Origin of the sequence: Yoonia sp., assembly GCF_965660735.1 — a bacterium.
In the GTDB taxonomy this organism is placed as follows: domain Bacteria; phylum Pseudomonadota; class Alphaproteobacteria; order Rhodobacterales; family Rhodobacteraceae; genus Yoonia.
In genome coordinates this window covers 1-13,370 of the sequence record NZ_CBFIBD010000007.1, presented here as the reverse complement: position 1 = coordinate 13,370, position 13,370 = coordinate 1, and the positions used below count along the sequence as shown (strand labels likewise).

Genomic DNA, 13,370 nt, shown 5'->3' with positions numbered 1-13,370 from the left:
CCGACGCGCCTGTCAGTTTCCGCCATTTGTTTCAGAGACAAGCGCACCATCTGACCAGACGCCCGTGCTTTCCTGCCCGGTAGCCAAATACCGCATGGTGCCATCGCCTTCGCGACGGCCGCGCACAAAGCCGCCCTCATAGACATCGCCATTGGCATAGGTGGCCACACCGGTCCCGTTGATCTCACCATCGGCCCATTCACCGACATACGTGAAGCCGTCAGGCAAAGTAATCTCACCCTGACCATGACGCTGGCCGTTCAGGAATTCACCCACATAAACGGTGCCATCCGCATAGGTCGCGGTGCCGGTGCCGTTGCGCTGGCCACCGGCCCATTCTCCTTCGTAAACATAACCGTCGGCATAGCTCATCTTGCCCTGGCCGTGGTTGCGCGCATTCAGGAATTCGCCTTCATAAACCAACCCGTTGGGATAGGTGGCAACACCAACCCCGTTGATCACGCCGTTTTCCCACGCGCCTTCATAGCTCGACCCATCGGGATACGTGATTTTCCCCTGACCATCAGCAAGATCCGCTGTAAATGTGCCTTGGTAAACCGACCCGTCAGGATACGTCACTTCGCCCGTGCCTTCGATCTGGCCGTTCACCCATTCGCCGACATAGACATACCCATCGGTGCCGCGGAATGTGCCCGTGCCATGGCGGCGGTCATCCTGAAAAGTTCCTTCATACACGTCACCATTGGCATAGGTCACCTTGCCGGTGCCCTCGCGCTGACCACCGGAAAGTTCGCCTTCGTAGACGTCACCGTTCGTTTGGGTCAGGGTGCCGGTGCCTTCGATCTGGCCATCGACCCAATCACCGCTGTAGATCAGGCCGTCGGCCATGGTCATCGTGCCAACCCCGTCCCGTTCGCCAGCGCGCAGCATGCCTTCATAGACTGCACCATCGGAATATGTCACCCGACCTTCGCCTTCCTTGACGCCATTGATCCATGGGCCTTCGTAGATATATCCATCAGGGCTGGTCATTGTGCCGGTACCGTGATGCATCGCATTGCGGAATTCACCTTCGTAGATCACGCCGTTGGCATATTCGGCGCGGCCCTGCCCGGTGATGTTGCCATCGACCCATGACCCTTCAAATGTGCCACCGTCGGCAAAAGTGATTCGCCCCTGACCTTCGGGCTTGCCGCCCGCAAACGTGCCTTCGTAAACAGATCCGTTGGGAAAGCGCGCGACACCCTGACCACGGATCTCGCCCTGCGCCCAGTCACCTGTATACTGATAGCCGTTTGGCAGGGTGTAAGTGCCGGTGCCATCCTGTTTTCCATCAACAAAGGTGCCTTCGTAAACGCCGCCATCGTCGTATTTTTTTGTCTGAACCTCCTGCGCGTGTGCCGCACTGGCCAGCCCTGCGGCCAGCAACGCCACAGCCATCCTCGTGTTCAATCCAAACAGTGTCATCCAACTCTCCGATCCATCCCTGACGGGGGCGAGCCTAGAACAGGGGCCCGAACCTGACAACGTCAAAGGGCTGACGCTTCAGACAATCCGGGCCTTCTGGCTTTCCACGCCGTCTTAATCTGCTACATGCATCGCAAGGCATTGGGACAAAACTATGACAAAATCATTTCGCCTGACGATGGCGCAGTTGAACCCGACGGTGGGCGATATTTCCGGCAACGCAGCCCTGGCACGCGACGCTTGGGAACAGGCCCGTGCAGCGAGGGCTGACATGGTCGCATTTCCCGAAATGTTCCTGACGGGCTATCAGACGCAAGACCTGGTCCGCAGGCCCGCCTTTGTCGCGGACGCAATGCGCCGGTTGCGGCTGCTGGCACTGGATTGCGCCGATGGCCCTGCCATCGCCATTGGTGGCCCGCTTTATGAACAAGACCGGTTGTATAACGCTTATTTTGTGCTGAAAGGTGGCGCGATCACGGCCACGATGCGCAAACATTTTCTGCCCAACTTCAACGTCTTTGACGAGGTGCGCCTGTTTAAAAGCGCCGATATCTCAGGCCCCTACACGATAGGTGACGGCCCGCGCATCGGCAGCCCGATCTGCGAGGACGCATGGAATCCCGACGTGTCCGAAGCCATGGTCGAAAGTGGAGCCGAGATCTTGATCGTGCCGAACGGGTCACCGTATTTTAGGGGAAAATTCCCGATCCGGCTGAACAACATGGTCGCACGCGTCATCGAAAACGACGTGCCGTTGGTCTATCTGAACCTTGTTGGCGGGCAGGATGACCAAGTGTTTGACGGTGGATCATTTGTGCTGAACCGCGGCGCGAAACTGGCCATGCAGATGCCGGTTTTCGAAACCGGCGTCGCCCATGTCGATTTCCACCAGACCGATGAAGGCTGGGTGGCGCAGTTGGGCAAAAAAGCAACACTGCCCGACGATATCGCACAGGACTATCGCGTGATGGTCGAGAGTCTGCGCGATTACATGCGCAAGACGGGGTTCAGAAAGGTTCTGCTGGGACTATCAGGGGGAATCGACAGCGCAATTGTCGCGGCCATCGCGGTGGATGCGCTGGGCGCTGATAATGTGCGCTGTGTAATGCTGCCCTCCGAATATACCAGTCAGGGATCGCTGGATGATGCAGCAGCGGCGGCCAAGGCGTTGGGCTGCACCTATGACACCATCAACATCGCAGGCCCCCGCGCCGCCGTGACGGATGCGCTTGCGCCCTTGTTCGGCGATCTTCCACCCGACCTGACCGAGGAAAACATCCAATCGCGCATCCGTGGCCTTTTGCTGATGGCGCAATCCAACAAATTCGGCGAGATGCTGCTGACCACCGGCAACAAATCCGAGGTCGCAGTGGGATACGCCACGATCTATGGCGACATGGCAGGCGGCTATAACCCCATCAAGGACTTGTATAAGACCCGCGTCTTTGACACCGCGCGGTGGCGCAATGCCAACCACCACGACTGGATGCATGGTCCGGCGGGCGAGGTGATCCCCGCCGCGATCATCGACAAACCCCCGTCGGCCGAACTGCGCCCCGATCAAAAGGACGAAGACAGCCTGCCGCCCTATGACATTCTGGACGGGATACTGGACATGCTGGTGGACCGCGAGGCATCCGTCGCCGACTGCGTCGCCGCCGGCTATGACCGCGAGACAGTCAAGCGGGTCGAGCACCTGATCTACATCAGCGAGTACAAACGCTTTCAATCCGCGCCCGGGCCACGCCTGTCGAACCGGGCGTTCTGGCTTGATCGGCGCTATCCGATCGTGAACCGCTGGCGGGATGAAAGCTGATAAATATGACCCAGGATGATGCATCAACGCCGCTGCCGGGGCGCTGGTTTGCCATGGCGGCCCTGTTGATGGCGAATTTCATCAATCTGATCGACGTGACCATCGTCAATGTCGCCCTGCCCAGCATGCAGGATGCGTTCGGCGCGACAGACAGCCAGATCGAATGGGTCGTGGCGGTCTATATCCTGACTTTTGCGTTGCTCTTGCTGCCCATGGGGCGGTTGGGCGATGTGGTGGGACGCAGGCGGATGTTCCTGCTGGGCGTTGGCGTGTTCACGCTGGGATCGACGTTATGCGGGTTTGCTCCGGGCATCGGCAGCCTTGTTGCAGCGCGTGTGGTGCAGGGGATCGGCGGGGCGATGATGATCCCGCAGACGCTGGCGATCGTGCCCGCGCTCTTTGCGCCCAAAGAGCGCGGTCTGGCATTTGCCCTGTTCGGACTGGCGGCAGGCCTAGCGGCGGTGACGGGGCCGGTTCTCGGCGGGCTTTTGATTGCGGGGGATTTCTGGGGGCTGGACTGGCGGCCGATCTTTCTGGTGAACATCCCCGTTGGCGCCATCGCCGTAGCCGCCACGCTGCGGTATGTGCCGTCATTGCCCGGCGACGCCGATCTGCGGCTGGATTTCATCGGTGTCGGGATCGCCGGGCTGGCGTTGCTGATGGTGTTGTTTCCGCTGATCGAAGGGCGCCAGCTGGGCTGGCCGGTGTGGTGCTGGTTGCTGATGCTGGGGGCAATCCCGGTGACTGCCGCTTTCGTGATCTGGCAAAAGGCGCAGGCCCGCCGCAATGCGCCACAACTGGTGCCCGCGCGCCTTTTTGACAATCGTGAATACATGATCGGCACCGGGCTGGTGATGATGATCTTTGCGGGTATTCCGGGGTTTTTCCTTGTGCTGGCGATCCTGTTGCAGGTCGGTAACGGGCTGACGCCGTTGCAATCCGGCCTGACGACCGTGCCGTTTTCGGCGGGCGTACTAGTTGCGTCGATCCTGTCGGGCAAGCTGGGGGTGCGCTGGCCCCGCGCAAGGATCGCCGCCGGCGCTGCCTGCCTTGCCGCTGGCATGATCGGGCTGCGTTTTGCCCTGCCCGGCGCGGGCGAAGACCTGTCACGCACCCTGCTTGGTCTGCCGCTGACGGTGGCGGGGATAGGGCTGGGAAGCGCCATTTCACCCCTGTTCCAGACCGTGCTTGCCAATGTCAAAGGCCACGATACGGGGGCGGCGTCTGGGGCGTTGCAGGCGTTTCAGCAGGTGGGCGCAGCATTGGGCCTTGCCGTAATGGGCGAACTGTTCTTTTCGACGCTGAAAACCCGCCTGCCCGGTGCGGCTGATCCGGTCGCTGTCTATTCCGATGCACTGGCGCTTGCGGTGACGTTTTCGACGGTGTCCTTTGTCCTGATTGCGCTGCTTGTATGGCGCCTGCCTGCGCCTGCCGATCCGACCGCCACGGTGGACAATCCCCCCGCAGTGTGAGACAGGCAAGCCCAACAGGAGATACCCCATGACCACCACCAGATTTGCCCCATCACCGACCGGCTGGATCCACATCGGCAACCTGCGCGCCGCCTTGTTCAACTATGCCATCGCGCGCCAGAACGGCGGCACCTTCATTCTGCGGATCGACGACACCGATAGTGAAAGATCCAAGGAAGAATACGTCGAAGGTGTGAAGGAAGACCTGACATGGCTGGGCATCACCTGGGACCGCGTGGAACGACAGTCACTGCGCCTTGACCGTTATGCTGCCGCCAAGGATCGCCTGATCGAGATGGGCCGACTGTATGAATGTTTCGAGACGCCGACCGAACTCGACCTCAAGCGCAAGAAGCAACTGAACATGGGCAAGCCGCCGGTCTATGACCGCGCGGCGCTGGATCTGACAGAGGCCCAGAAAGACGCATATCGCGCCGAAGGCCGGCAAGGGCACTGGCGGTTCAAGCTGGACCTGGAACGGATCGAATGGCACGACGGGATCATCGGCGATATTTCGATCGACGCGGCATCGGTCAGCGATCCGGTGCTGATCAAGGGCGATGGGCAGATCCTTTATACCTTTGCATCGCCTGTGGATGACGTGGAAATGGAGATCACCGATATCGTGCGCGGGTCCGACCACGTGACCAATACCGCAACGCAAATCCAGATCATTCAGGCGCTGGGCGGCACCGTACCGAATTTCGCGCACCATTCCTTGCTGACAGGCCGACAGGGCGAGGCACTGTCGAAACGCCTGGGCACGCTGGCGCTGCGTGATCTGCGCAAGCAGGGCATCGCGCCGCAGGCGGTGCTGTCGCTGATGGCGCGGCTTGGGTCATCCGAACCGGTCGAGCTGCGCGCCGATATTGACGAGGTGATCGCCAATTTCGATCTGTCGAAGTTTGGATCGGCACCGACGAAATTCGATGCCGCCGACCTGATCCCGCTGACCGCGCGCTATCTTTCGACGCTGGATCACACCGATGTGGCCGATACAATCCGCGATGCAGGCGTGCCCGATGAACTGGCGCCGCTGTTCTGGAAGGTCGTGCGTGAAAATATCGAAAAGCTGGATGATGTTGCCGCATGGTGGGCACTGTTCCGTGACGGGGGCACCGCGCTTGTCGCGGAAGAAGACCGCACATTCGTCGAAAAGGCGTTCTTCATGCTGGAAAACCCGCCTTATACGGCCGACACTTGGGCGAACTGGACGACAATCGTGAAAGACGAAACCGGGCGCAAGGGCAAGGCGCTGTTCATGCCGCTACGCAAAGCCGTGACAGGTATGGAACGCGGCCCGGAAATGGCTGATGTCATGCAACTATTGCAGAAAAAGCCCACGCTGACCTAGGCGATGACCTGTGCCAGATGGCGATCGACAAGCGCCGTTTCAGCCTGAGTCAGCCTTTGGTGGCGCGGATAGGCAGGGTTTGACCGGTCATCATGTATCGGCGTGTCCCAGCCCGATGTCGTCGCGAAAAAATGGGCCACACCCTGGGGCCCATACATCCGCAGATAGCCTTGCACGACCACATCAAGATAGCTGCGCAGGATCGGGTTGTCGCCGCTGGGCGCTATGACATGGTGCGGGCTGACCTGATAGACCGCCGTGCGCGCATTCGGGCCTTCATGAATCACCGCATGGCTGACATCATGCCGGTCATATGCGGCTTCGCGCGCGTCCAGCGCAAGCCAGTCGGCCCCCGGCACGCGGGCGACAACGCCGTCGATCACGCTGGCGGGATCAGGTTCAACCGACAGAAATGTGACCTCTCGCAGTCGTGTGTGCCGCCAGACCCGCCGCCAGCCCTGCAAGCGCGCCGGGCGCGGATCGTCATAGCCATGGGTCGCCAGATTGACCAAGCTGCCATAGCCGAAGAACGCCGGATCGCTCATTCGCGCGCCCGCAGCACTTGGGCTGGCTTCACCGCCAACGGACGCCAAGCAAAGCCAAGTCCCGCCAGAAGTGACGCAAGCACCCCGCCGCCAATGATCAGCAGCGCGTTCGCCCAGATCACGGTGTAATCGCTTTCCATGATAAACGTGGAAACGGCCCAGCCCCCCAGAATACCAGCCCCCAACGCAACGATCCCCGCCGCCAATCCCAACAGCGCAGCGCGCAGCGCGAAACTGGCCATGATCCGCGCGCGGCTGGCCCCAAGGGTCTTCAGCACCGCCGCCTCAAAGGTGCGGGCCTGTTCGCCGGCCGCCGCAGCCCCGATCAGCACCAGAAATCCGGTGACCAGCGTGATCAGCGCGCCATAGCGCGTGGCGGCCGAAATCCCACCGATCAGTTCCACCACCTGATCAATCGCATCACGAATACGGATCGCGGTGATATTGGGATAGGCGCCGGCAAGGTCGCGCAGAATCGCGGCCTCGGCCTCTTGCTCTGCGTAGACCGTGGAAATCCAGCTATGCGGCGCGCCTGCCAGTGCGGATTGGTTCATCGCCAGCACAAAACCGATCCCCGCATCTTCCCAGCTGACATTGCGAAAACTGGTGACGGTGCCGGTGATGTCGCGGCCAAGGATGTTGACAGTCATCGTATCGCCCAGTTGCAGGCCAATCTCGGCGGCTTCTTCGGCGGCAAAGCTGATTTGCGGTGACCCGTCATAGCCTTCGGGCCACCATGCGCCTGCCGTCACCTCGGTGCCTTGCGGCTGGGCATCGGCATAGGTCACGCCACGGTCACCACGCACAACCCAATGCCCGTCGGCAAATTCTTCGGCCGGTTGCCCGTTGATCCGGGTGATGATGCCACGCAGCATCGGCGCGCTGTCCACGCGACTGACGGCGGGATCGGTCGTCAGCCGTTCGCGGAACCCCTCGATCTGGTCAGGCTGGATATCCACAAAGAAATAGCTTGGCGCAACCTGCGGCAGATCGCCTGCCAGCGACTGGCGAAGGTTGCCATCAATCTGGCCCACCGATGCGAGCACCGCCAATCCCAGACCCAGAGAAAGCACGACAGAGGTGCTCTCGCCGCCGCGCGCGCCGATCGCCCCCAAAGCCAGCCGCAGCGCAGGCCGCCCCCGTGCAGGCAGGCGGAAACGCCGTGCAATCCAACGGATCATCACGGCGGCAATCACCAGAATGACCAATGCGCCGGAAATGCCCCCCGCCGTCCAGAGCGTCAGAAAGGCGGTGCCGGAAAACCAGATCGCCGCACCGATCAACAGCGCAAGCAAGAACGCAGTCGCGACCAGATACCGTTTAGCAGGCAGATTTCGCGACGATGCGAACGCATCACGAAACAGGGTGGCGGCGCGGATATCCTCGGTCTTGGCCAGCGGCCAGAGGGTAAAGATCAGCGCGGCCAGAACCCCGTAAATCGCCGCCTCGATCAAGGGCGCGGGATACAGCGCGAAAACGGCAGGGATGGGCAGTTGCGCCGTGATGACCGGCGCCATGATCAGCGGTAGCCCCGCACCAATGACCAACCCGATCAGCACACCCAACAAGGTCAGTGCCGCGATCTGAATGAAATAGGTCTGAAAGATCGTGGCACGCGTCGCACCCAGCGTCTTCAGCGTGGCGATCACCCCGGTCTTGCCCGCAAGATAGGCGCGCACAGCCGCCGAAACACCAACACCCCCAACAGCAAGCCCCGACAACCCCACAAGGATCAGGAACGCGCCGATCCGATCTACGAATTGCGCCGCGCCGCCTGCCCCGCGCCGCGCATCACGCCAGCGCAGGCCGCTGTCACGGAATTGCGCCTCGGCTGAATCCTCCAGCGCCTGCAAGTCGGCACCGGGCGGCAGATCAAGCCGGTATTGCGTGGAAAACAGCGTGCCCTCGGCAATCAGCCCGCTATCGGCCAGCGCATCGGTCAACACGATCGTGCGCGGCCCAAGGCCAAAACCGCCAGCCGCATTATCGGGGTAGCGGTCCAGAACGGCGCGCAGGGTGAACGCCTGCATGCCAAGGTTAAAGCGGTCGCCAGGCACCAGCCCCAGCCTGTCGGCCAGCACCCGTTCCATAACACCGCCATAATCGGCCAAGGCTGCATCAAGCGGGATATCGGGGCTCAGCTCCACCGCGCCGATCAGCGGATAGGCATCATCGACCGCGCGCACCTGCGTCAGCGCGCGTTCGGTGTCATCGCCTCGGTCCACAACGATCATCGACCGGAAATCGACCGTTTCGGAAATGTCATCGGCGATGGATTGCAGCCATGCCAGCTCCTGATCACGGGCAAACCGATAGGTAAACTCCACCTCGGCATCACCGCCCAGCAGGGCGGCCCCGTCGCGTTTCAACCCTGCCTCGATACTGGATCGCACGGTGCCGACGGCGGCAATGGCCGCCACGCCCAGCGCAAGACAGGCCAGAAACACGCGAAAGCCGCGCAAACCGCCGCGCAATTCGCGCGCGGCCAGACGTGACGCGATGCGCAAGCTCATTCTGCGGCCTTTGCCATGCCGCCATCAATGCGCCCGTCGCGCAAGCGCACCACCCGGTCACAGCGATTGGCCAGTTCAAGCGAATGGGTCACCATGATCAACGTAGCCCCGTGCCGGTCGCGCAGATCGAACAACAGATCAATGATCGCCTGCCCGTTTGTTTCATCCAGATTGCCGGTCGGTTCATCCGCCAGCAAGATGCGCGGGCGCGGTGCGGATGCGCGCGCCAAAGCGACCCGCTGTTGTTCGCCGCCCGACATCTGGCTGGGGTAATGGTTCATCCGGTCCGCCAGACCCACAGCGCGCAATTCCGCCTCTGCCCGGTCAAACGCATCACGCTTGCCTGCCAGTTCCAGCGGGGTTGCGACATTTTCCAAAGCGGTCATTGTCGGGATCAGGTGGAAAGACTGGAACACCACCCCCATATTATCCCTGCGAAAGCGGGCCAGCTGGTCTTCGTTCATCGCGGTCAGATCCTGCCCCAGCGCCATGATCCGCCCCGATGACGCCTGTTCCAGCCCGCCCATCAGCATAAGGAGCGACGACTTGCCCGACCCACTTGGCCCGACAAGGCCCAATGTTTCCCCCGCCGCCACCGACAGCGTGATGTCGTGCAGGATATCGACGCGGCCTGCGTTGCCTTCCAGCGACAGGTTGGTGTCTGTGATCGTCAAAACGGGTTCGGTCATCCGGGCGGCCTTTGGTCGTGTCATATCCTCTGGATATGGGGCAGTTTCAGGTCTGCGCAACCTGACAGTTGCGGTTTTGCTGACAGCTGGCGCAGCACACGCCGAAACAGTGACCATCGCCGCGTTGGGCGATAGCCTGACCGCGGGCTACGGCCTGGCACAAGGCGAAGGTTTCGTGCCCCAGCTGGAAAGCTGGCTGCAGGAACAAGGCGCGGATGTCACGATCATCAATGCGGGCGTATCCGGCGATACCACCGCAGGCGGGCTGGCTCGCGCGGGTTGGACGCTGACGCCACAGGTAGACGCGATGATCATCGCATTGGGCGGTAACGACTATCTGCGCGGGCTGGACCCGGCTGTCAGTCGGGCCAACCTTGACGGCATCCTGTCCGCCGGCCGGGACGCAGGGGTGGAAATGCTGTTGGTGGGGCTGCGGGCGGGCGGAAATTATGGCCCTGCCTACAAGGCCGCATTCGACAGCATCTACATCGATCTGGCGGCGCACTATGACGTGCCGCTTTATGGCGGGTTCTTTGACGGCTTGCGCGCGGCAACTGACACGCAGGACGGAATGGCCGCATATATGCAACCCGATGGCATCCACCCGAACAAACAGGGGATCGCACTGATCGTTGCCGCCATCGGGCCGGCGGTTCTTGATCTGGTCAAGGCGGCAAGCACGCCCTGACAGGCAGTATGTCATCGCGACGAAATACTCTCTCCTCGGGGGCATTTGACACTTTTCAACGCGGCAAACCGTAGTATAACTGCCGCCATGATGACGCGCGCACATATCACCCGCTTTGCCCTGCCTGGGCTGCTTTCGCGCGACATCCTACTCCTTAGCAACGTCTGAGCGTGCCTTTCGGCGCGAACGCTCGGACTGGTGCAGCGCCGTGACATGTTAAGGACAAGAGGAATAACAAAATGACAAAAGACAAAGTGTTGATTTTCGACACCACCTTGCGCGACGGCGAACAGTCACCGGGCGCAACGATGACCCATGCCGAAAAGCTGGAAATCGCCGAATTGCTGGACGAAATGGGCGTCGATATCATCGAGGCCGGTTTTCCAATCGCATCCGAAGGTGATTTTCGCGCTGTCAGCGAAATCGCCCAACGGGCCAAGGGCGCGACGATCTGCGGGCTGGCGCGTGCCAACTACAAGGATATCGACCGCTGCTGGGAGGCCGTGAAGGCTGCGAAATCCCCCCGCATCCACACGTTCATCGGCACCTCGCCGCTGCACCGCGCCATTCCGAACCTGAACATGGATGAAATGGCGGAACGCATCCACGACACCGTGACCCACGCCCGCAATCTGTGCGACAACGTGCAATGGTCGCCCATGGATGCGACCCGCACCGAAGAGGATTACCTGTGCCGCACAGTTGAAATTGCCATCAAGGCCGGTGCGACGACAATCAACATTCCCGACACGGTCGGCTATACCGCCCCGGTTGAAAGTGCGGACCTGATCCGCATGCTGATCAACCGTGTGCCCGGTGCGGACAATGTGATTTTCGCCACCCATTGCCACAACGATCTGGGCATGGCGACCGCCAACAGCCTTGCCGCTGTCGAAGGTGGCGCACGCCAGATCGAATGCACCATCAACGGGTTGGGCGAACGCGCGGGCAACACCGCGCTGGAAGAGGTGGTGATGGCACTGAAAGTGCGGGGCGACATCATGCCGTATGAGACCCGCATCGACACCACCAAGATCATGCATATCTCGCGCCGGGTTGCGACGGTGTCGGGTTTTCCGGTGCAGTTCAACAAGGCCATCGTCGGCAAGAACGCCTTTGCCCATGAAAGCGGCATTCATCAGGACGGTATGCTGAAAAACGCAGAAACGTTCGAGATCATGCGCCCAGCTGATGTGGGTCTGGCGGGCACATCGCTGCCGTTGGGCAAACATTCGGGCCGGGCCGCGCTGCGGGCGAAATTGGGTGCCTTGGGGTATGATGATCTGGCGGATAACCAGTTGCAGGATGTCTTTGTCCGCTTCAAGGAATTGGCAGACCGCAAAAAGGAAGTGTTCGACGACGATCTGCTGGCCCTGATGCAGCAGAATGACGGGGCAGAGGATCGGCTGAAGCTGAAATCCCTGCGGGTTGTTTGCGGCACCCAAGGACCGCAGCAGGCAGACATGGTGCTGGAAATCGACGGGGCCGACGCAAGCACGACGGCCACCGGCGACGGCCCGGTCGACGCCACCTTCAATGCAGTCAAGGCGCTGTTTCCGCATGGCGCGCGCTTGCAGCTTTATCAGGTCAACGCCGTGACCGAAGGCACCGATGCCCAAGCCACCGTATCTGTCCGGCTGGAAGAAGAGGGCCGCATCGCGACAGGCCAATCCGCCGATACCGATACGGTCGTGGCCAGCGCCAAGGCCTATATCAACGCGCTGAACCGGCTGTTGGTGCGGCGCGAGAAATCCGCGCCCGGCTATGACGTCAAGGGCGTCAGCTACAAAGACAACTGAGCGGCAGACTCGGTCAGCTATCTGGCGGGCGATCCGGAAATCCGGGTCGCCCGTTTTTCGTTCCGTGCGCCTGAACATTTCGGCAGACTTTTTCAGATCAAACGCCTGATATTGGAAAAGTCTCTTTTCAGGGGAAAATATTTGCCATTGGCAACCTAAAAAATTGCAAAAGTGATACTGGCGACATGCCGCCGCCCTGCAAAAAACAAGGGGTTCTCTCTACCGGCGGTGCCGTTTATAACAGCGCAAACCGCAACGATGGGACAATGCGGTCAAATCACTTTTATGCATGGGAAGGCCACAGCATGGCAGGCTTCGGCGGGTTGTTTTCATCTGACATGGCGATTGATCTGGGCACCGCGAACACGCTGGTCTACGTCAAGGGCCGCGGCATCGTTCTGTCCGAACCTTCGGTGGTGGCCTATCACATCAAGGATGGCGTCAAAAAGGTGCTGGCCGTTGGCGAAGACGCCAAACTGATGCTGGGCCGCACCCCCGGCAGCATCGAGGCGATCCGCCCGATGCGCGATGGCGTCATTGCCGATTTCGACACCGCCGAGGAAATGATCAAGCACTTCATTCGCAAGGTGCATCGCCGGTCCACATTTTCCAAACCCAAGATCATCGTTTGCGTGCCACATGGCGCGACCCCGGTTGAAAAACGCGCCATCCGCCAGTCGGTCCTGTCGGCAGGTGCACGGCGCGCAGGCCTGATTGCCGAACCGATCGCCGCAGCGATTGGCGCGGGCATGCCAATCACCGACCCGACCGGCAACATGGTTGTCGACATCGGTGGAGGAACAACCGAGGTCGCGGTGCTGTCACTAGGCGATATCGTGTATGCGCGGTCCGTGCGCGTCGGCGGCGACCGCATGGACGAGGCGATCATCAACTATCTGCGTCGCCAGCATAACCTGCTGATCGGGGAAAGCACCGCCGAACGGATCAAGACATCCATCGGCACCGCCCGCATGCCCGACGACGGGCGCGGCCAGTCGATGCATATCCGTGGTCGCGACCTGCTGAACGGCGTGCCCAAAGAAACCGAGATCAGCCAGGCCCAGGT

Annotated in this window: 10 protein-coding genes; 6 read left to right on the top strand and 4 right to left on the bottom strand. The window is 61.1% G+C overall.

The genetic code is table 11. The features are described from left to right. Positions 1 to 12 precede the first annotated feature (12 nt). The gene (locus ACTG4B_RS04785) at positions 13 to 1,428 is read right to left on the bottom strand and encodes a 2-isopropylmalate synthase (protein WP_439154546.1); all 1,416 of its coding nucleotides are present in this window, start codon (positions 1,426 to 1,428) and stop codon (positions 13 to 15) included. A gap of 154 nt (positions 1,429 to 1,582) precedes the next feature. Between ACTG4B_RS04785 and ACTG4B_RS04780 the strand changes: the two genes are divergently transcribed. The 3 genes from ACTG4B_RS04780 to gltX are packed head-to-tail and all read left to right on the top strand — an operon-like array spanning position 1,583 to position 6,070. Continuing rightward, the gene (locus ACTG4B_RS04780; protein ID WP_439154545.1) at positions 1,583 to 3,244 is read left to right on the top strand and encodes an NAD+ synthase; all 1,662 of its coding nucleotides are present in this window, start codon (positions 1,583 to 1,585) and stop codon (positions 3,242 to 3,244) included. A 5-nt stretch (positions 3,245 to 3,249) separates the two neighbouring features. Then, positions 3,250 to 4,716, top strand: coding sequence for an MFS transporter (locus ACTG4B_RS04775; RefSeq protein WP_439154544.1), 1,467 nt, complete (start codon positions 3,250 to 3,252; stop codon positions 4,714 to 4,716). 28 nt (positions 4,717 to 4,744) lie between these two features. Continuing rightward, on the top strand, positions 4,745 to 6,070 hold the full coding sequence (gltX, locus tag ACTG4B_RS04770) for a glutamate--tRNA ligase (RefSeq protein WP_439154543.1): 1,326 nt from the start codon (positions 4,745 to 4,747) through the stop codon (positions 6,068 to 6,070). Here the strand turns inward: gltX and ACTG4B_RS04765 are convergent. Genes ACTG4B_RS04765 through ACTG4B_RS04755 form a run of 3 tightly spaced genes read right to left on the bottom strand, consistent with a single transcriptional unit; the run spans position 6,067 to position 9,817 of the window. Beyond that, positions 6,067 to 6,615 carry a gamma-glutamylcyclotransferase family protein gene (locus ACTG4B_RS04765; RefSeq protein WP_439154542.1) on the bottom strand — a complete coding sequence of 183 codons (549 nt, stop codon included), beginning with the start codon at positions 6,613 to 6,615 and terminating at the stop codon, positions 6,067 to 6,069. The two genes, gltX and ACTG4B_RS04765, sit on opposite strands and share 4 nt — an antisense overlap. Next, on the bottom strand, positions 6,612 to 9,128 hold the full coding sequence (locus tag ACTG4B_RS04760) for an ABC transporter permease (protein ID WP_439154541.1): 2,517 nt from the start codon (positions 9,126 to 9,128) through the stop codon (positions 6,612 to 6,614). The genes ACTG4B_RS04765 and ACTG4B_RS04760 overlap by 4 nt, the downstream gene beginning before the upstream one ends. After that, positions 9,125 to 9,817 carry an ABC transporter ATP-binding protein gene (locus tag ACTG4B_RS04755; protein WP_439154540.1) on the bottom strand — a complete coding sequence of 231 codons (693 nt, stop codon included), beginning with the start codon at positions 9,815 to 9,817 and terminating at the stop codon, positions 9,125 to 9,127. Before ACTG4B_RS04755 ends, ACTG4B_RS04760 begins: the two co-directional genes overlap by 4 nt. Here ACTG4B_RS04755 and ACTG4B_RS04750 point away from each other — a divergent pair. From ACTG4B_RS04750 to ACTG4B_RS04740, 3 genes are all read left to right on the top strand, one after another. Next, positions 9,816 to 10,505, top strand: a complete 690-nt coding sequence (locus ACTG4B_RS04750) for an arylesterase (protein ID WP_439154608.1) — start codon at positions 9,816 to 9,818, stop codon at positions 10,503 to 10,505. The genes ACTG4B_RS04755 and ACTG4B_RS04750 overlap by 2 nt on opposite strands. Before the next feature lie 239 nt (positions 10,506 to 10,744). Then, positions 10,745 to 12,304 (top strand): 2-isopropylmalate synthase, encoded by a 1,560-nt coding sequence (locus ACTG4B_RS04745; RefSeq protein WP_439154539.1) that lies wholly within the window; start codon positions 10,745 to 10,747, stop codon positions 12,302 to 12,304. A 305-nt stretch (positions 12,305 to 12,609) separates the two neighbouring features. Continuing rightward, positions 12,610 to 13,370 (top strand): rod shape-determining protein (locus ACTG4B_RS04740; RefSeq protein WP_439154538.1); only part of this gene is annotated, 761 nt, incomplete at its 3' end.

Coding starts and splice junctions, on each gene's coding strand:
- ACTG4B_RS04785 (WP_439154546.1), bottom strand. CDS start 1,428: ATGACACTGTTTGGATTGAACACGAGGATGGCTGTGGCGTTGCTGGCC.
- ACTG4B_RS04780 (WP_439154545.1), top strand. CDS start 1,583: ATGACAAAATCATTTCGCCTGACGATGGCGCAGTTGAACCCGACGGTG.
- ACTG4B_RS04775 (WP_439154544.1), top strand. CDS start 3,250: ATGACCCAGGATGATGCATCAACGCCGCTGCCGGGGCGCTGGTTTGCC.
- gltX (WP_439154543.1), top strand. CDS start 4,745: ATGACCACCACCAGATTTGCCCCATCACCGACCGGCTGGATCCACATC.
- ACTG4B_RS04765 (WP_439154542.1), bottom strand. CDS start 6,615: ATGAGCGATCCGGCGTTCTTCGGCTATGGCAGCTTGGTCAATCTGGCG.
- ACTG4B_RS04760 (WP_439154541.1), bottom strand. CDS start 9,128: ATGAGCTTGCGCATCGCGTCACGTCTGGCCGCGCGCGAATTGCGCGGC.
- ACTG4B_RS04755 (WP_439154540.1), bottom strand. CDS start 9,817: ATGACCGAACCCGTTTTGACGATCACAGACACCAACCTGTCGCTGGAA.
- ACTG4B_RS04745 (WP_439154539.1), top strand. CDS start 10,745: ATGACAAAAGACAAAGTGTTGATTTTCGACACCACCTTGCGCGACGGC.